Below are 16,943 nucleotides of genomic sequence, written 5' to 3'. Positions count from 1 at the left end.
AAGACATACCGTCAAATTCCGAAATCATAGTCGACGTTAAGTGCTTCTTCCGCAGCTTGATCCAGGGTCTCTCGTACCCAGTGATCAAAGTTCGTGCCCGCGGCATCCGCTGCCTTGCGCCAGACGTCGACATGGTCGTCGGGCACCTTGATGTGCGACTGCTTTCTCGCCGGGGCCTGCGTCTCACTGTCCACGACACGGCTGGCCCTGATCGCGATGCGCAACTGTTTGGTAGTCCATGCTTCCTGCTCCGCGCAGTCAAGCAATCGCTCCTGCTCCACGAAAGGAAGAGAGGCCACTTCCGCGTGGTGCTGGAAGGTCAGCGCGGACCGACGCCTGGCAATCTCAAAGCGGCGTGCCACCCACGCGTAGTTGCGCAATGTCTGGTATCTGAGGCCGACCGTACGAATGACCCTCTGATAACTATCGGAGTAGTACTTCTTGCCGAACACCAACCAGTCGCCGAGCCACCACGCCGAGGCATCCATCAGGCCGGACAACCGTTTACCGGCCAGTGTCCATTCCTCGAAGCTCAGGTCCGTGGGGATCCGAAGCCCGACCCCGGTGGCGAGCACCTTGTCGCCGGCCGCCGCCTTTCCCGGATGGTGTGAATTTCTGTTCTGATCAGGTTCTGTACGACCAACTCCCGCCACCATGCGTATTGAACCCAACGCGCTTCCCCCATTTCTTTCGATGCGCTATCTCCAGATGTTCACTCGCGTATGCCTTCGCCGCGCGCGTCCCCAGCCATCGCCTCCTGCAGGCTCTGCGGACGCAGGTCCGTCCAGTTCTCCTCGACGTACTCGAGGCACCGCTGCCTGGAGTCCTCGCCGAACACGGTCCGCCAGCCCTTCGGGACCGGCGCGAACGTAGGCCACAATGAATGCTGGTTCTCGTCGTTGACCACCACGTAGAACCGGCCATCCTCGTCGTCGAAGGGGTTGGTGCTGCTCACGGTTCTCCAATCTTTTGGCGAAGCTGTCCTGGTCGGTCAGCTCGTCGGAAGGACGTTGACGGCCGCCGTGTAATCGATTTCCCACCGGGTACGGCGACTCAGGATGGATTCGACGATCTCGCCGCTGCGCACCGCGATGTTCGACAGCAGTGACGACACCAGTCCGTGTGCGTGCTCCGTACCGCCCTGCAGGTAGATACCACCGGGCAGGTCGAGATTCGTGACCAGCCGGTAGTCCCGCTCAACGCGGTAACGTTTCGCTTCGTCCCGGAAGATGTACGGGTCGATCTCGCCCAGCAGTCCCGCGGGCTGCATGGGGTTGTAGCCGGTGGCGCACACCAGGACGTCCACGTCGAGTTCGCCGGGGGTGCCCTGACGGAGCGACTCGATGCTCAACCGTGTCTGGTCACCGACCCGGCGAACACCGCTTACCCGGGAAAGCTTAAGAAAGTTCAACCTGTCGGCCTTGAGCAACTTGTCCTCGTACATCCGCCGATAGAGGTCGCTGATCACCTCCGCGTCGACGACCGAGTAGTTCGTGTTGCGGTGATAGCGCCAGAACGCCTCGCGCGACTCGCCCGATCCGAAGTATTGGTCGTCGACCGCGTCAGCGCCGAAGACCTCGTTGGCGAACGGCGTGTCGTCAGCGATGGAGTAGCCGTACGACGGGATGATCGCGAAAACACTGGCCTCCGGCAGGGAGTCGTAAAGGAACCTGGCGATCTCGGCCGCGCTCTGCCCAGCGCCCGCGACGGCAACGCGCCCGAGTCGTCCCCGATCGGCGTTCTCGAATCTGCCGAGGAACTCCGAGCTGTGCCAGACATGGTCGTCGCGGTCGATACCCGAAGGCATTCTCGCCTCAAGGCCAGTGGATATCACTACGTTATGCGCATACACTGTCCGTATAGCCTGGTTCGCACGCTTGACGGTGACCGCGAGTGCACCCGCGCAAGGGCCGTCGGCGACGAAATCGATGCCGGTGACGTGCGCGCCATAGGTTACATAGCTGGCCACCCTGGCCGCGCCCCACTCCAGGTAGTCATGAAATTCGCGCCGAGTCGGAAAGAAGTCCTGATTGTTCACGAACTCGGCCAGCCGCCCCATGGAATGGAGGTAGGAAACAAAACTGAATGACGAGGACGGGTTGCGAAAAGTGGCAAGATCCTTGAGAAACGAGACCTGCATCTTCGCCAATGGAAGCACCATATCCCGATGCCAGCCGAACGTGTTCTGCCGCTCGAAAAAAGCAGCAGTGAGCCGTTTTCCGGAGAGATCATCCTGAGATTCCACCAGCGCCGCCGCCAGAGAGAGGCTGGCCGGGCCGAACCCGACGCCAACCACGTCATACATCTCGGGTGCACGAGTTTCCATAGATAGTCTCCCCATCGACAGCTATGACGCCGTCCCGATTTACCCGGCTCCAGCCCCCACGACCCCCATGAACAAGTAGCTATTTAATTTCCAACAAATAGCTACCCCGCTTTTCGAAAAGTAATATATCACCGGCAACACGCTAGACCAAGACGATCGACCTCCCCGAGCAGGTGTCGGAAATTTACTGTTTTGTGGATTCGGGTTGATTTGTCGCGGAAGTGGCAGGCGACCCCGGAGAACAGGGTCTTCGCTCCAGGCTCAAGTGAGCGGCAATCACGAGCGACGGAAGAACATGCGGTGCGACGATATCGGATGGCCGACCGCGAGCATCCGGAGAAGCGGGCGCCCCGCAAATGATCATTGACCGTCCAAGACCACGCCCCCTTCGTGGAAACATGGGTCACCGATCGGAGATGACCCGTGACCCACCCAGTCGCCCCACCGCCCCGGAATGTCCTGTCAACCGGACACCGGTCGCTTGCACTGAAGCACGCCCGCACGTGCGGCCGCACTACCGTACTGTCCGTCTTACCACCACTGTCCGTGACAGTCCACCGCAACCTGGGTGACGACAACACGGGCTGGTCGACAATGCCGAGCACTCCGCGTGACCGCGGTGGGCTCGACCTCCCTCCGTTTGCGCGGTGCCGGCCACTGTTGACGACGACACCGACGCGCTCGGATTCCATGGCGGCCAGACCGGTATAACGCATGCGTAGCACGATGTCCCGTCACCGGGACAAGCCAGTCGACAGCCGTGACAAAGGCTGATCCGGCGAGGATTTCCATTGCGTGTCACGGCTACCGTCAGGCCAATACCGTCATCCAGCATCAGGCGAGACACGGACGAAAAGGAGATGATGAGGTGCCCGACGGAACACCCGGGCCTGACGGGTCGCTCGGTATCGATGCCGAGTCGTTCCCGTTGGCGTTCGGCCAGGAGGAACTTTGGCGCCTGTATGAACGCGATCCGGAAGAGGTGCGATACAACTCCACATTCACGTTCCGGCTGGACGGCGAACTTGACCGGACGGCGTTGCAGGAAACGGTCCGGCAATTGGTGGCCAGGCACGAGATACTGCGCGCGACTTTCGCCGAGGTCGCCGGTAGCCCACACCAAACGGTGTGGCCGGTAGACGCGGTCCATGTCGACTTCGTCGACCTGGAGCCGATGCCCAGGGCAGCATACGAGTCCCAGTTGGACACGCGCATACGTGCGTCGAGCCGGATCCCCTTCGATCTCGGCTCTGGCCCGATGTTGCGAACGACGCTCTTCCGGCTGAGCGGAACGGAGCACGTGCTGGCGCTGTGCGCGCACGCCATCGTCGTCGATGAGCCTTCAAAGGAGATCATCGCCGCAGAGCTGAGCGCACTCTACGCGGCAGCCCTGGCGAAGGAACCGGCGCGGACGGCCGAGCTTCCGATGCGGTATGCCGACTATGTTCGCCGGCAACGCGAACGCCTCACCGAAGACGACCTCGCCGCACAACTGGACTATTGGCTCGCACAGCTCGCCGACCTCCCCGTCCTGAACCTGCCGATGGATCGCGCTCGGTCAGGCGGATCCCGCAAGGCCGGTACTCCGCACCAATTCCGAATTCCGGCCGCGGTCGTCAACGGAATGGCCGAGTTGGCCGGCGTCAGTGGGGGTACGCTGTTCGCGGGGCTGTTCACGGTATGTCAGGTGATCTTCTCCCGCTACTGTCGGCAACGTGACGTCGCTCTGGGAACGGTGGCGGCCGGTCGCGACTTGCCAGGGCTCGAGGGCGTGATCGGCCAATTCACGAATTTCCTCCTCCTGCGCGCCACCGTCCAGCCGGGCATGCCGTTCGCGCAGCTCCTCGCTCAGAACGTCACGACGATCCGAGACGCACTGGCGCACGGCGATGTGCCGTTCCAGCGTGTGGTGAACGCCTTGGAAGCGTCCCGGGACGACGACCGCCCTCCCGTGCAGGTGATGGTGACCCTTCGGAAGACGCCCCGCCCAGGCACCGAGCCGGGTGGCATGAGCGTGCGCGAAGTACGGACACCGAGCGCATCTCAGTCGTACGACATCGCCATAGACTTCTGCCAGACCGAAACCGGAGAATTGGCGGGTTCGCTGCGCTACGACGCAACACTGTTCGACTCGGCCACCGTACGGCGACTCGCTCGACACGTGTCGGTGTTGCTGGACGCCGCCGTGCGGGATCCCTCCCTGCCGGTGGGTGATCTCCCCTTGATCGACGAGGAAGAGCACCACGTCGTGCTCGCCGACTGGGCGGTCAACAAGGTGGAGCTGCCCGCGTGGCGGGGCGTTCACGAGTTGGTCGGCGAGCAGGCACATCTGCGGCCGACCGCGGTCGCCGTCGTGGACGGCAGCGACACGGTGACCTACGCGCAACTGGACGCCCGAGCGAACCGGCTGGCCAATCTGCTGGTTTCGGCCGGAGTTCGCCCGGGATCGGTGATCGCGGTGTGCCTGCCGCGCGGCATCGCACTGATCACCGCGTTGCTAGCCACTCTTCGCGCCGGCTGCGCCTATCTCCCGCTGGACCACGAATATCCGGCCGAGCGGCTGAGTTTCATGCTCGCCGACGCGGAGCCGACGATATGCCTGACCGAAAGGCGGCTGATCGCGAACCTACCGGACACCGCCGTCCGATATCTCCTGCTGGACGAGCAACGGCAGGCCCTGTCCACGCAACCGGCCGAGCCACCCGGCGTACCCGTCGCTCCGCGCGACGCGGCATACGTGATCTACACCTCGGGTTCGACCGGCCTGCCAAAGGGAGTCGTCGTCGAGCACCGGTCGATAGTCCGGCTGGTCAGCAACGCCGACTTCATCCCGTTGCGCACGGACGACATCGTGGGTCAGGGGGCCGCGGCGACCTTCGACGCGGTGACCTTCGAGATCTGGGCGCCCCTGGTCGTCGGAGCCCGGATAGTGGTCCTCGCCAAGGACACGATCCTCGATCCGGTCACGCTTATCAGGACGCTGGTTCAGCGTCAGGTCACCACATTGATCCTCACGACCGCGGTGTTCAACCAGGTGGTGGCCGCGGACCCCGGTGCCTTTCACACACTGCGCCAGTTGCTCTTCGGCGGCGAGACCGTCAACCCACACCGCGTGTCGCAGTTACTCGCGAGCCGGCCGCCTCAGCGGCTGCTGCACGGCTACGGGCCCACCGAGACGACCACGCTCGCCACCTGGCATCTGATCGACGAGGCCGATGATCACACCACGGTGCCCATCGGCCGCCCCATCGCGAACACGACGGCTTATGTGCTCGACCAGCGGCTCCATCCGGTACCGATCGGCGTAGTCGGCGAGCTGTTCATCGGTGGACCCGGTGTGGCCCGCGGCTACCTCAGCCGGCCCGGCCTCACAGCGGAAAGGTTTCTGCCGGACCCTTTCGGCGACACGCCGGGCGACCGGATGTACCGGACCGGGGACCTCGTGCGATGGTCTCCGGAGGGCACGCTCAAATTCGTCGGCAGGGCCGACCGCCAGGTCAAGATCCGCGGATACCGGATCGAGCCGGGCGAGATCGAGCTCGTGCTGCAACAACATCCGGACGTCGAGGACGCGGCCGTCGTGTGCCGCGACGATGACGAGCACAAACGCCTCGTCGCCTACGTTCGCCATGTACCCGGACGGGCGCCCGAGCCCGCGCGGTTGCGGGATTTCGCCAGCGAAAGGTTGCCGGAGTTCATGGTGCCGGCCATCATCATGTCGCTCACCGACTTCCCGCTCAGCCCGAGCGGCAAGGTCGACCGTGCGGCGCTGCCGCCTCCGGATCACCGGGCCGACACCCCTGTCGAGGATCGGGGCGGCTATGTTCCGCCCCGGACGGACCACGAGCGCGTACTCGCGGAGATCTGGTCCGAAGTACTCCATATCGAAAACATCGGTGTCACCGACAACTTCTACGAGCTGGGCGGCGATTCGGTCCTCGGCATAAAGATCGTCGCCAAGGCGAAGAAGGCCGGGATATCGATCTCCGCCAAGAACTTGTTCAGGCAACAGACGATCGCCGAGCTGGCCGGCGGCGCGGCGGTGAACGAACAACAGGTCGCCATCACCGACGCGGTGATCGGTGAGACAGACCGGATCTGAATTGCGAGGGGTCGTGCACACACGAAAACGGCACCACAACGACCGGCTGGTCGTCGAGAGTCCGTATCTCTGGCGAGCTCGCCGGGACGAGGCCCAGCACCGGCTGATTTGTTTTCCGCACGCGGGTGGAGGTGCGAACGCGTACGCGAGTTGGGCACGGCGGTTGCCTCGGGAGATCGAGTTGGCCGCCGTGCAGTTGCCCGGCCGTCAGAATCGGATCGCCGAAGACCCGGTCACTGCTGTGGACCCGCTGGTGCGGACGCTGATCGATGCTCTGCGGTCGGTGCTGAACGGGTCGTTTTCCTTTTTCGGCCACTCGAGCGGCTCGTTGCTGGCGTTCGAGGTGGCCAGGGAACTGCAGGCGCAGGGCGGGCCGTGTCCGGCACGCTTGTTCGTGTCAGCACAGTCCTCACCGGACGTGATCTGGGGCGGACCGAAACTGCATGATCTTCCGGAGGCGGAATTCCGCACGGCCATCCTGAGCTTGGGCGGCTTCGACACCGAACTGATCGAGGACGACGAGGCGGTCGCCGAACTGCTACCCCCTGTTCTCGCCGACTTCCGCCTCTGGGAGAGCCATCGCATCACACGCGCTCCCCTGTTGGAGATACCTATCGTCGCGCTGGTCGGACAGTCGGACTGGCGGGCACCGTTGGCCACCATGGAGGGATGGCAGGCTTACACGACCGCGTCATTCGCGACACGCGTCTACCCAGGTGGGCATTTCTACCTGATCGACGAAGGCAACGATGTGCCCGGATTCATCGAACAGACTTTGCTGGGAATCAGGTCACAGAGCTGACGGTCCTCGACCGAGGGGCGCCTACGCGACCCCAACCCGCTGAACGCAACCACAGCCTGGGGGTCCGGGCCTTGCCCCGAACAGGGTGTGCAGGTTGCACCCCCACCAGACACGCGAAACGCAAATGGCGAGCGCTCTCCGCGAGCACTCGCCAGCTATGCGTGGACGTTACGGGACCTTACTCGAACAAGGTGACCACGGCTGGGGGTCCAGGGGGCGAAGCCCCTTGGCGGGGGTTTGGGGGTTCGACCCCAAGAGACACTACGAAGAGAGCCCTATTGCGCTTTCGGCAAACAGGGCTCTCCCGCGAACGGAGTGGAGCTGAGGGGAATCGAACCCCTGACCTTCTCGATGCGAACGAGACGCGCTACCAACTGCGCTACAGCCCCTTGTTTGAAGCTCCATGAGCCTATCAGCAGCTCATGGAGCCCCTTGCACCGGGGGGTCACTCTCCGGCGGCCCGCCGGAAGGGCCTGGTCCCCGGCTCGTCGAGGTCCACGAAGGCGGGGTCCTCGTCGTCGAGGTCCACGACGACGGCCTGCCTGCGGGCGCGGAGCATCGGCGACGGCTTGCGTTCGACGATCTCGCGCCGGACGGGGGCGACGACCTCGACGTCCTCTACATCGTCTACTACAGGCTCCTCGTCGGCCTCGGGGGCCATCGGACGCCGGGGCGCGCGGGTGTTGTTGAAGCGCGCCATGCGGCGCTGCCGGATCTCGTTCTCGATGCGCACCTGGCGGCGGAGATAGCCCAGGTAGCCGACGAGGACGACGTCGGCGGCGGCGTGGGCCCACCAGACGAGCGGGATGAGGAAGCCGGCGACGGCGGCGGTGGCCACGGCGACGATGAGCAGGATGACGACGACGCGCTGCCGGAAGGCGTACTTGGCGCGGGCCGCGATCTCCGCGGCTTCGGGGTCGAAGCCGCCCCGGCCGGGGCGGTAGCCGTGCCGTTCGGACTCGGCGCGTGGCGCGCGTGACGGTTGCGGCAGGGGGTCGGGTTCCGGTTCCTCGTCCTCGAGGTCCGCGTCGAGTTCGGCTTCGAGCTCGGCGAGGTCATCCTCGACCGTCGGCTTCGCGCTGTCGGACATGGCGAACTCCTCCTGTCCTTCGTTGCGTGCGCTCCCGCTCCGCACCACTCGCGCGGCGAGCGCGGAGTCGGCCGTCCGCGCGACCTGCTGGCGCTTGCGGGCGACCATGGGCACGAGTACGACGAGCCATGCCGCGGCGAGCGCGACGATGATCACGGAGCTGGGCATCTCCCGTCACCTCCCCCGACTCTTCCTGTCCTGAAGTCACGCTAGCCACAGGAGTAACAGAACGGGCGGAGGCTCGCCGGGTTCGATCACGGAAATGCATCACCGGATTAGGTGAAACTCACGGAATGTGGTAACGCCGTTGCGGAGCCGGACGAGTAATCGCCATCACGCCTGTTCGGCACGTCCGGATGCGATGAGCCGGGGCACCAGGCCGTCGCCGGTTTCCTCCTGGGTGATGGCGTAACAGTAGTGGTCCCGCCAGCCACCGGCGACGTCGAGATAGCGCTCGAAAAGGCCTTCCCGCCGGTACCCCGCCTTGGTCAGAACGCGCAGGCTGGGCCCGTTCTCCGGGCGCACGGTCGCCTCCAGCCGATGCAGCCCGGCCAGCCCGAAAGAGTGATCCGTCACGAGCGCCACGGCGGCCGTCGCGACACCCCCGCCGACGAAGTCCGAAGCCACCCAGTACCCGATCCACGCGGACCGCAGCGACGCGCGGATGACGTTACCCACAGTGATCTGCCCGGCGAACCGGCCGTCGACGGTCACCGTGAACGGCAGGCACTGCCCGCGCCGCGCCAGCGACCGCAACGCGGCCCACTGCGACGGCCACGACCAGAAGGCGTTGCGATCGGGCCAAGGCCCGATCCCGGTGGGTTCCCACTGCTCCAGGTGCTCGCGGTCGCGCTGGCGGATCCGGCTCCACTCGCCCGCGTCCCGCAGCCGGACCGGCCGCACCGTGACGACGCCCGCCGGGACGCGTAACGGTCCGAGCCGGGCGGGCCAGCCGGGATGCCTGCTTTCCACCGGGTAGGACACGCCGGACACGGGCGAGGTCATCCGCCGTGCTACCCCCGCTGTGCCAGGAAGGTGACCTTGACCTGTTCGCCCGCCGGTACCTCGGTGAGATCCTCGTCCACGTTGATCAGGCAGTTCGCCTCCGCGAGCGAGGCGAGCAGATGTGCGCCGGACGTGCCGAGCGGCTGCACCAGGTACTCGCCGTTGGCCTCGTCCCGCAGCAGCTGACCGCGCAGGAAACCCCGCCTGCCCTTGGTCGACGTCACGGGCGAGAGCAGCCGTGCCCCGACGACCCGGCGATGCGGGTTGCGGGTGCCGCGGGCCGCGCGGATCAGCGGCCGCACCAGCACCTCGAACACCACGAGCGCGCTCATCGGATTGCCGGGGATGAGGAACGTCGGGACCGAGTCCGGCCCGAGCCGTCCGAAGCCCTGCACCGAGCCCGGGTGCATCGCCACCCGCGTCGTGTCGATCCGCCCGAGGTCCGACAGTGCGGCGTGCACCTCGTCGCCGGTGGTGCCGCCGGCACCCCCGGCGACGACGACGATCTCGGACATCAGGAGCCTGCCCTCGACGACCTCGCGCAGCCGCTTCGGATCGCTGGACACGATCCCGACCCGGCTGACTTCCGCTCCGGCGTCCCGCGCGGCCGCGGCGAGCGCGTAGGAGTTGACGTCGTAGACCTGCCCGACCGACGGGGTGCGGTCGATGTCGACCAGCTCGTCACCAACGGAGACGATCGACACGCGGGGCCGCGGGTAAACCAGCACCTTCGCCCTGCCGACCGCGGCGAGCAGACCGACCTGGGCCGAGCCGATCGTGTCGCCGTTGCGCACCGCGACGTCGCCGATCTGGACGTCTTCGCCTGCCCGCCGCACGTACGCCGCCGAGGGAACCGAGCGGTGCACGGTGACCTTCGCCTGGTGTCCGTCGGTGTAGGCGGTGGGCACGACGGCGTCGGCCAGCGTCGGCAGCGGCGCGCCCGTGTCGACCCGCACCGCCTGTCCGGGCTGGAGGCGACGCGGCTGCCGGGATCCGGCGGCGATCTCGCCGACGACGGGCAGCTGGACCGGTTCCTGGCCGGCGGCGCTGACGTCGACGCTGCGGACCGCGTAGCCGTCGACGGCGGCCTGGTCGAATCCGGGCAGGGCGTGTTCGGCGATCACTTCCTCCGCGCACAGCAGGCCCTGTGCCTCGGAGATCGCCACCCGAACCGGCCGCGGGCGCACGGCGGCGTCGAGGGTCAGCGCGATCTGCGCGTCGACGGAGCGGAATTCGCCGGGCTCGGCCGGGATCTCCGTCACGTCGGCCATGCCGGGCTCTTCGGTCGGTGCGTCGAGGGAGTCGGTCATGCGATCGCCTCGATTCGCTCGCGAGCGTCGCTCATGCGCGATCTTCCCCGATCCGTTCGGTCAGCCACGCCCGTAACGATGGCCCGTACTCGGGGGTTTCAAGCGCGAAATCGACGGCGGCACGCAGAAAACCACCCGGATTCCCCAGATCGTGCCTGCCGCCGCGATGGACGACGATGTGTACCGGGTGCCCCTCGGCGATGAGCAGCGCGACCGCGTCGGTCAGCTGCAGCTCGCCACCGGAGCCCGGGGTGATCCGCTTGAGCGCGTCGAAGATCGCCCGGTCCAGCAGGTAGCGGCCGGCCGCGGCGAACGTCGAAGGCGCGTCCTCGGGCTTCGGCTTCTCGACCATGCCGTGCACCCGCTTGACGTCGGGGTCGCCGGTGTCGGTGACGTCGAAGACGCCGTACGGGGAGATCTGTTCCTTGGGGATGTCGAACGCGCACAGCACACTGCCGCCGTGTTCGGCGCGGACCGCGGACATCCGGTCGAGGACGCCGGTGGGCAGGACGAGGTCGTCGGGCAGCAGGACGGCGACCGCTTCGTCCTCCGGAGTCAGATTCGGCTCTGCCTGCGCGACGGCGTGCCCCAGTCCGAGCGCCTGCTCCTGGATCGCCACCTCGACGTCGAGCAGGCCGGGCCCGCGGCGGACCTTCTCCAGCAGTTCGGTCTTGCCCTTGGCCTCGAGCGTCTTCTCCAGCTCCGGCTGGTCCTCGAAGTACTTGACGACCGATTCCTTGCCGGGCGATGTCACGATCACCAGGCGCTTCGCGCCCGCGGCGGCGGCTTCGCTCGCGACCAGCTCGATGCCCGGTGTGTCGACCACCGGGAGCAGTTCTTTCGGCACTGCTTTCGTGGCCGGCAGGAAGCGTGTGCCGAGGCCCGCGGCAGGCACGATGGCGGTTTGGAACGTCTGCGAGGTCGTAGCGCCCGTCATGGGCGCAAAGCCTAACCTGGTCCCATGCAGGGGCTGGGCAATGAGCACCCGAGCAAGGCGGAGTGGCGTACCCGGCTCACCCGGGCGCGGGGTGCCGTCTCGCCCGAACAGCACGCCGCGGATGCCGCCGCGCTCGCCGAAACGGCCGCGACACTGGCGCGCGGGACCGTCTGCGCGTACCTGCCGTTCGGCACCGAACCGGGGTCGGTGGCACTGCTCGACGCGCTGCTCGCGGGCGGCGCGCGCGTGCTTCTCCCCATCGTCCCGCCGACGCCGGGGCCGTTGGAGTGGGCCGAGTACACCGGAGAGGATGCGCTGGTCAACGGCCATTTTCGCGGGGTCAGGGAGCCGTCGGGACCGAAGCTGGGAGCGCACGCGGTCGGCGAGGCCGGCCTGGTGCTGGTGCCCGCGCTGGGCGTCGATCGCCGGGGCGTCCGGCTGGGCCGGGGCGCGGGGTTCTACGACCGTTCGCTGGTTTTCGCCCCCGACGCGGATCTGCTCGCCGTGGTCCGCGACGAGGAGCTGGTCGATCTGCTGCCCGGCCAGGATCACGACATCCGCATGCGCGGCGCGCTGACGCCGGGACGTGGTGTGGTCCGGTTCACAGAACTGTGAAAGCCGCAGCGCTACCTGTGGCGTGTCCAGCCCGCCCTCCGCACGGAGCAGGAGGGGAATTGCGCTGGGGGAATGCTGTGCCGCACAATCGCGTTAGCACTCTTGTAGAGCGAGTGCCAGTGAAGGAGCAAGCCGTGCCGACCTACCAGTACGCCTGCAAGGAATGCGACCACCGCTTCGAGGCCGTGCAGTCGTTTTCCGATCCCAGCCTGACCGTGTGCCCGCAGTGCTCCGGCCAGCTCCGCAAGGTCTTCAGCTCGGTCGGCGTGGTCTTCAAGGGCAGCGGCTTCTACCGCACGGACTCGCGGGACTCGTCGAAGTCGAGCACGACCGCCACCCCGGCGAAGAGCGAGGGCTCGAAGCCGGAGTCCAAGTCCGACTCCTCCAAGTCCGACTCGGGCGGTTCCAGCAGCTCGAGCACAAGCTCGTCATCCTCCTCCTCGGGTACGACGAAAACGGCCGCGGCCGCCTCCTGACGACCTGGGTTATCCACAACACCCCAGTTGTCCACAGCTCGCGGGTCCGGCCCTTTCGCCGGACCCCGCGTCGTCCCTAACGTCGGATTCATGCGGCACCGCGCCGCACCGATCCGCAGAGGGGGACACCATGCACTCACTGCTCCGCACTCATCTGCCTGCTCTTGCCGGGCTGCCCGTACTGGGTTGGCTGCGCGGGCGCCGGGCCCGGTTGCTCCGCCGCTGGCTCGCCGCCGGTCTGCTGCTCACGGGGTCACTGGCGCTGCTGCTCCCGGCGTCCGCGAGAGGCGCGCCCGGCACGCCGACCGTCGTCACCGTCCGCGATCTTCCTGCGGGCACGGTGCTGCACGCCACCGACGTCAAACTGGCCGAGGTGCCCGATCCCGTCCGCCCCACCGGCGCTCTCGGGGATCCCGGAGTCCTCGAAGGACGGCTGCTGGCCGGCCCGGCACGGGCGGGTGAGCCCCTCACCGACGTCCGCTTGGTGGGCGAGAGCATCCCCGGAACGGGTGATCCGACGACGTCCACGGTGCCGGTCCGACTGGCCGACGCGGGCGTCGCCGAGTTACTCCGTCCTGGCCGGCGTGTCGACGTCGTGGCCGCCGCGGAAGCGGGCGCTCCGGCATCGGTGCTGGCCAGCCAAGCCGTGGTGGTGACCGTCGGCCGGGCGGAGGCCGGTGGGGTCCGCGGGATCGGCCCGCCGGAGAAGGGCCCGCTGGTGCTGCTGACCCTTCCGGCGGCGGTCGCGACACAGGTCGCGGCGACTTCGCTGGAACGACCGGTAACAGTTACTCTCCGCTAGCCCGCACCCCTTCGTGGCGTGACGGCGTCCCCCGGAGTCAGCGGGTCGGTCGAGTCACCGTCCCCGGTCTTGAGGAGTCAGTGTGCTCAAAGGTTTCAAGGATTTCCTGATGCGCGGCAACGTCGTCGACCTCGCTGTCGCGGTGGTCATCGGCGCGGCCTTCACCTCGATCGTCACGGCGTTCACCAACGGCCTGATCAAGCCGTTGATCAACGCGATCGGCGGCACGGACGCGGCGCAGGGCCTCGGCTTCCGGGTCCTGGGCGCGAACGAGTCGACGTTCATGGACTTCGGCGGTGTCATCAACGCGGCGATCAACTTCGTGCTCGTGGCCGCGGTGGTGTACTTCGCGATCGTGCTGCCGGTGAAGCACCTGCAGGAGCGGCGCAAGCGTGGTCAGGAGTCCGGGCCCGCCGAGCCGACCGACGTCGAGTTGCTGAAGGAAATCCGGGACCTGTTGCGCGCGCAGCAGCAGAACGGCCGGAACTGACTCCGATGGCCGCGTCAGCGGTCGTGATGGGGCGGGCGGTTCTCCAGGTACCACGAGTCGGGGTCCGGGCCGCCGGGCTCGGGGCCCCGCTCGTCGGACGTCGTCTCGGGCAGGACGTCCCCGAAGATCTCGTCCACCCGCCGTTTCTCACGGGGACTCTGGGGTTTGCGTTCTCGGCCCGGCATGACCCCATTGTCCCACCGCCGCCACGGCGGCCCATCCGCAGCTTGAAAACTCCAGAGAGATGAATCGCCGGGAGGGCCGGTCAGTCCAGGCCGGAGAGTTCGTCGATCACGTGCGGGACGAGTGACGACAGGGTCGCCATGCCGTCACGGACGGCGGCACGGGAGCCGGCGAGGTTGACCACGAGCGTGCTGCCGGAGACCCCGGCGAGACCACGCGAGATCCCGGCATCGACGGCGCCCGCGGCGAGCCCGGAGGCGCGCAGTGCTTCGCCGATGCCCGGGATGGGGCGGTCGAGGACGCCGGCCGTGGCGTCGGGGGTGCGGTCCCGGGGTGAGACCCCGGTGCCGCCGACGGTGATCACGAGGTCGGCGCCGCCGATCACGGCGGTGTTGAGCGCGTTGCGAATGCCCGCGGTCTCGGCCTCGACCACGACGACACCGTCGACGATGAAACCCGCTTCTTCGAGCAGCTCCGTGACCAGCGGGCCGGTGTTGTCCTCGTGTTCGCCGTGCGCGACGCGGTCGTCCACGATGACCACGAGGGCTCGGCCCAGCCGTTGTGCACTCCGTTCCATGGCGACCACCGTAGCCGGTTCCGGGCGGCCCGGCTCGTGCCGGTGCGGGGAGTTTCTGACGATTCCGTGACGTGATCGGCTTCCGCCGGGTTCCTGCCGCCCGGTGCCCCTAGCGTCGGGGGTGTGCGCGTTCTCATCACCGGCGGGGCCGGGTTCATCGGCTCCCACATCGCCGACCTGCTGGCCGATTCGGGCGACGAGGTCGTGGTGCTGGACAAGCTGCTGTCCACGGCTCACGGCTCGTCGTCCCCACCGGCCTACACACGACGGCACCGTTTCCTGCGGGGTGACGTCACCGACACCGAGATCGTCGCCGAACTGCTGGACGGCGTCGACGCGGTATGTCACCAGGCGGCGGTGGTCGGACACGGCGTCGATCCCTCGGACGCACCGTCGTACGCGCTGCACAACGACTACGGCACGGCGGTGCTGCTGGCCGGGATGTATGCCGCCGGGGTGACGAAGCTGGTGCTGGCCTCGTCGATGGTGGTCTACGGCGAAGGGCGGTACGCGTGCCCGGAACACGGTGTCGTCCCGCCTTCGCCACGCCGCCAGTCCGATGTGGACGAAGGACGGTTCGAGCCGAGGTGTCCCCGGTGCGGCGCCGAGCTGGGCTGGCGGCTCGTGCCCGAGGACGCGCCGCTGTCGCCCCGCAGCACGTACGCGGCCACCAAGCTGGCCCAGGAGCACCTGGCGGCCGCGTGGGCACGGCAGACCGGCGGCACGGTGTGGGCGATGCGGTATCACAACGTGTACGGGCCGCGGATGCCGCAGAACACGCCCTACGCCGGAGTGGCGTCGCTGTTCCGTTCGGCGCTGCTGCGCGGCGAAGCGCCGACCGTGCTCGAAGACGGCGGGCAGCAGCGGGACTTCGTCCATGTCCACGACGTCGCCAGAGCGAACGCGCTCGCCCTGCGCATCGACGGCCCGTCCGGCGACCTCGTGCCGTTGAACGTGTGCTCCGGCGAACCACACACCGTCGGCGAGCTGGCCGAAGAGCTCGCCCGCGCGTGCGCCGGTCCGGCACCCCGCGTCGTCGGCGGCGCGCGGCCCGCCGACGTCCGGCACGTCGTAGCCAATCCGGCCCGTGCCAAGGAGCTACTCGGGTTCACCGCGGAAACCGGCTTCGCGGAGGGCATCGCGGACTTCGCCACGGCCGAACTCCGCGATCCGGTGGGCGGTTGACGGGTCGTAGCGGCGGTGGCTGGTGTCCGGTGAACCCCCGGCACCAGCGGCCACCTGGTCCATAGTGGACTGATCTGGCGGGAGCGGCTCTGGGTGTGACTAGCTGAGCTTCCAGCCGCCACTCGCGGTGAGTGAGCCCTTCAGCACGCCGGTGGCGGTGGTGAGCGCCGTGGTCGCGGTGGTCCAGTCGATGGTTTCGTTCCAGGAGCCCATCACCACGACGGCGAAGGTCCGGGACGCGGTTCGGACCAGGCCCGTGGTGTTGAGCACCCGCCGGCCACCGGAGGTGCCCCAGCCCTGCTTCACCGCCCACTCCGAGCCCGGGAACGCGCGCGGGATCCCGAAGTGCTGGTCGAAGCCATCGGCGGCGCTGCGCGGGGCGCTTTCCATCGCCTCGGTGACGAAGTCGCGTTCCTCTTCGGGCAGCTTCGCGGTGATGTGCCGGTAGACCGTGATGACGTCAGCGGGCGACATCTGGGTGGAGCCCCATTGGCCGGCGTCGTCGGGGGGCGAGGTGTGCGCGAGCCCCAGCTTCTCGGCCTGCCGCCGGACGATCGCGGGCCCGCCGTGCTGTTGCCACAGGCTGCTGGCGACGCGATCGTCGCTGGCCGCGAGCATGTCTTGGACGGCCGTTGCCGTGCTGCCCGAGGGCACCCCGGAACTGTCCATCAGGTCCAGCGCGATGAGCAGTTTCACCACGGACGCGGTGGGCTGCGCCTGATCGGCTTTCCAGCTCAGCTCCACCGCGCACGCGTCCAGATCGACGACCTCGATCTCGAGACGGGGATCGTTTCCCTTGCTCAGCAACGCTTCCCTGGCTTCGGCGATGGCACTCGCGTGCTCGCCCGCCGTCTCGGCCGGAGCCGAGCCGCACCCGGTGTGCCAGTCCTCGCTTCCGGATCCGCCGATGAGGGCGATCGTGGCGCACAGACCTCCCACCACGACGAGCGCGGCGATCACCACGAGCACCTTCATCTGTGCGAACTGCTTCAGCAACGGTCCACCTCCGCCGGAAACGCGAGCAGTCCGAAGCTATTCAGGAT

Annotated in this window: 17 protein-coding genes and 1 tRNA gene; 7 read left to right on the top strand and 11 right to left on the bottom strand. The window is 67.5% G+C overall.

The window, feature by feature from the left end:
* Nucleotides 1-11 precede the first annotated feature (11 nt).
* The 3 genes from ACFW0G_RS09130 to ACFW0G_RS09120 are packed head-to-tail and all read right to left on the bottom strand — an operon-like array spanning nucleotide 12 to nucleotide 2,326.
* Complete coding sequence (locus tag ACFW0G_RS09130; RefSeq protein WP_378324360.1) at nucleotides 12-656, bottom strand: LmbU family transcriptional regulator; 645 nt, start codon at nucleotides 654-656, stop codon at nucleotides 12-14.
* Between the two features lie 56 nt (nucleotides 657-712).
* Nucleotides 713-955 carry an MbtH family protein gene (locus ACFW0G_RS09125; RefSeq protein WP_378324358.1) on the bottom strand — a complete coding sequence of 81 codons (243 nt, stop codon included), beginning with the start codon at nucleotides 953-955 and terminating at the stop codon, nucleotides 713-715.
* A 36-nt stretch (nucleotides 956-991) separates the two neighbouring features.
* Nucleotides 992-2,326, bottom strand: a complete 1,335-nt coding sequence (locus ACFW0G_RS09120) for a lysine N(6)-hydroxylase/L-ornithine N(5)-oxygenase family protein (RefSeq protein ID WP_378324356.1) — start codon at nucleotides 2,324-2,326, stop codon at nucleotides 992-994.
* Nucleotides 2,327-3,194: 868 nt separating this feature from the next.
* Here ACFW0G_RS09120 and ACFW0G_RS09115 point away from each other — a divergent pair.
* Together ACFW0G_RS09115 and ACFW0G_RS09110 are read left to right on the top strand one after the other, a co-directional pair.
* The gene (locus tag ACFW0G_RS09115; protein ID WP_378324355.1) at nucleotides 3,195-6,428 is read left to right on the top strand and encodes an amino acid adenylation domain-containing protein; all 3,234 of its coding nucleotides are present in this window, start codon (nucleotides 3,195-3,197) and stop codon (nucleotides 6,426-6,428) included.
* Nucleotides 6,409-7,230 carry a thioesterase II family protein gene (locus tag ACFW0G_RS09110; RefSeq protein ID WP_378324354.1) on the top strand — a complete coding sequence of 274 codons (822 nt, stop codon included), beginning with the start codon at nucleotides 6,409-6,411 and terminating at the stop codon, nucleotides 7,228-7,230. Before ACFW0G_RS09115 ends, ACFW0G_RS09110 begins: the two co-directional genes overlap by 20 nt.
* 316 nt (nucleotides 7,231-7,546) lie before the next feature.
* Here the strand turns inward: ACFW0G_RS09110 and ACFW0G_RS09105 are convergent.
* The 5 genes from ACFW0G_RS09105 to ACFW0G_RS09085 form a co-directional block, all read right to left on the bottom strand.
* Nucleotides 7,547-7,619 (bottom strand) — tRNA-Ala (locus tag ACFW0G_RS09105).
* 56 nt (nucleotides 7,620-7,675) lie between these two features.
* On the bottom strand, nucleotides 7,676-8,488 hold the full coding sequence (glpR, locus tag ACFW0G_RS09100; RefSeq protein WP_378324352.1) for a gephyrin-like molybdotransferase receptor GlpR: 813 nt from the start codon (nucleotides 8,486-8,488) through the stop codon (nucleotides 7,676-7,678).
* 165 nt (nucleotides 8,489-8,653) lie between these two features.
* Nucleotides 8,654-9,325 (bottom strand): GNAT family N-acetyltransferase, encoded by a 672-nt coding sequence (locus ACFW0G_RS09095; RefSeq protein WP_378324351.1) that lies wholly within the window; start codon nucleotides 9,323-9,325, stop codon nucleotides 8,654-8,656.
* A gap of 8 nt (nucleotides 9,326-9,333) precedes the next feature.
* Complete coding sequence (gene glp, locus ACFW0G_RS09090) at nucleotides 9,334-10,596, bottom strand: gephyrin-like molybdotransferase Glp (protein WP_378324512.1); 1,263 nt, start codon at nucleotides 10,594-10,596, stop codon at nucleotides 9,334-9,336.
* Between the two features lie 70 nt (nucleotides 10,597-10,666).
* A complete protein-coding gene (locus ACFW0G_RS09085) occupies nucleotides 10,667-11,572 on the bottom strand; it encodes a UTP--glucose-1-phosphate uridylyltransferase (RefSeq protein WP_378324350.1) in 906 nt (301 codons plus the stop codon).
* 24 nt (nucleotides 11,573-11,596) lie between these two features.
* Between ACFW0G_RS09085 and ACFW0G_RS09080 the strand changes: the two genes are divergently transcribed.
* From ACFW0G_RS09080 to mscL, 4 genes are all read left to right on the top strand, one after another.
* Nucleotides 11,597-12,187 (top strand): 5-formyltetrahydrofolate cyclo-ligase, encoded by a 591-nt coding sequence (locus tag ACFW0G_RS09080; RefSeq protein WP_378324349.1) that lies wholly within the window; start codon nucleotides 11,597-11,599, stop codon nucleotides 12,185-12,187.
* Nucleotides 12,188-12,321: 134 nt separating this feature from the next.
* Complete coding sequence (locus ACFW0G_RS09075; RefSeq protein ID WP_378324348.1) at nucleotides 12,322-12,663, top strand: FmdB family zinc ribbon protein; 342 nt, start codon at nucleotides 12,322-12,324, stop codon at nucleotides 12,661-12,663.
* 130 nt (nucleotides 12,664-12,793) lie between these two features.
* Nucleotides 12,794-13,465, top strand: coding sequence for an SAF domain-containing protein (locus tag ACFW0G_RS09070; protein WP_378324347.1), 672 nt, complete (start codon nucleotides 12,794-12,796; stop codon nucleotides 13,463-13,465).
* 82 nt (nucleotides 13,466-13,547) lie between these two features.
* Nucleotides 13,548-13,955 carry a large-conductance mechanosensitive channel protein MscL gene (gene mscL / locus ACFW0G_RS09065; RefSeq protein WP_378324346.1) on the top strand — a complete coding sequence of 136 codons (408 nt, stop codon included), beginning with the start codon at nucleotides 13,548-13,550 and terminating at the stop codon, nucleotides 13,953-13,955.
* A gap of 14 nt (nucleotides 13,956-13,969) precedes the next feature.
* Here mscL and ACFW0G_RS09060 read toward each other — a convergent pair whose 3' ends face one another.
* Both ACFW0G_RS09060 and ACFW0G_RS09055 read right to left on the bottom strand, forming a co-directional pair.
* Nucleotides 13,970-14,140: a hypothetical protein gene (locus ACFW0G_RS09060; protein WP_378324345.1), complete on the bottom strand. Its 171-nt coding sequence runs from the start codon at nucleotides 14,138-14,140 to the stop codon at nucleotides 13,970-13,972.
* An 80-nt stretch (nucleotides 14,141-14,220) separates the two neighbouring features.
* The gene (locus ACFW0G_RS09055) at nucleotides 14,221-14,715 is read right to left on the bottom strand and encodes a MogA/MoaB family molybdenum cofactor biosynthesis protein (RefSeq protein WP_345393810.1); all 495 of its coding nucleotides are present in this window, start codon (nucleotides 14,713-14,715) and stop codon (nucleotides 14,221-14,223) included.
* A gap of 123 nt (nucleotides 14,716-14,838) precedes the next feature.
* Between ACFW0G_RS09055 and ACFW0G_RS09050 the strand changes: the two genes are divergently transcribed.
* Nucleotides 14,839-15,900: an NAD-dependent epimerase/dehydratase family protein gene (locus tag ACFW0G_RS09050; protein WP_378324344.1), complete on the top strand. Its 1,062-nt coding sequence runs from the start codon at nucleotides 14,839-14,841 to the stop codon at nucleotides 15,898-15,900.
* A 99-nt stretch (nucleotides 15,901-15,999) separates the two neighbouring features.
* Here ACFW0G_RS09050 and ACFW0G_RS09045 read toward each other — a convergent pair whose 3' ends face one another.
* A complete protein-coding gene (locus tag ACFW0G_RS09045) occupies nucleotides 16,000-16,896 on the bottom strand; it encodes a serine hydrolase (RefSeq protein WP_378324343.1) in 897 nt (298 codons plus the stop codon).
* Nucleotides 16,897-16,943 lie beyond the last annotated feature (47 nt).

Source organism: Amycolatopsis sp. NPDC058986 (genome assembly GCF_042741125.1).
Taxonomy (GTDB): Bacteria; Actinomycetota; Actinomycetes; order Mycobacteriales; family Pseudonocardiaceae; genus Amycolatopsis.
The sequence above is the reverse complement of the archived record's forward strand: the minus strand, read 5'-3'. Positions and strand labels throughout refer to the sequence as shown.

Coding starts and splice junctions, on each gene's coding strand:
- ACFW0G_RS09130 (WP_378324360.1), bottom strand. CDS start 656: ATGGTGGCGGGAGTTGGTCGTACAGAACCTGATCAGAACAGAAATTCA.
- ACFW0G_RS09120 (WP_378324356.1), bottom strand. CDS start 2,326: ATGGAAACTCGTGCACCCGAGATGTATGACGTGGTTGGCGTCGGGTTC.
- glpR (WP_378324352.1), bottom strand. CDS start 8,488: ATGCCCAGCTCCGTGATCATCGTCGCGCTCGCCGCGGCATGGCTCGTC.
- ACFW0G_RS09095 (WP_378324351.1), bottom strand. CDS start 9,325: ATGACCTCGCCCGTGTCCGGCGTGTCCTACCCGGTGGAAAGCAGGCAT.
- glp (WP_378324512.1), bottom strand. CDS start 10,596: ATGGCCGACGTGACGGAGATCCCGGCCGAGCCCGGCGAATTCCGCTCC.
- ACFW0G_RS09085 (WP_378324350.1), bottom strand. CDS start 11,572: ATGACGGGCGCTACGACCTCGCAGACGTTCCAAACCGCCATCGTGCCT.
- ACFW0G_RS09080 (WP_378324349.1), top strand. CDS start 11,597: ATGCAGGGGCTGGGCAATGAGCACCCGAGCAAGGCGGAGTGGCGTACC.
- ACFW0G_RS09070 (WP_378324347.1), top strand. CDS start 12,794: ATGCACTCACTGCTCCGCACTCATCTGCCTGCTCTTGCCGGGCTGCCC.
- ACFW0G_RS09060 (WP_378324345.1), bottom strand. CDS start 14,140: ATGCCGGGCCGAGAACGCAAACCCCAGAGTCCCCGTGAGAAACGGCGG.
- ACFW0G_RS09055 (WP_345393810.1), bottom strand. CDS start 14,715: ATGGAACGGAGTGCACAACGGCTGGGCCGAGCCCTCGTGGTCATCGTG.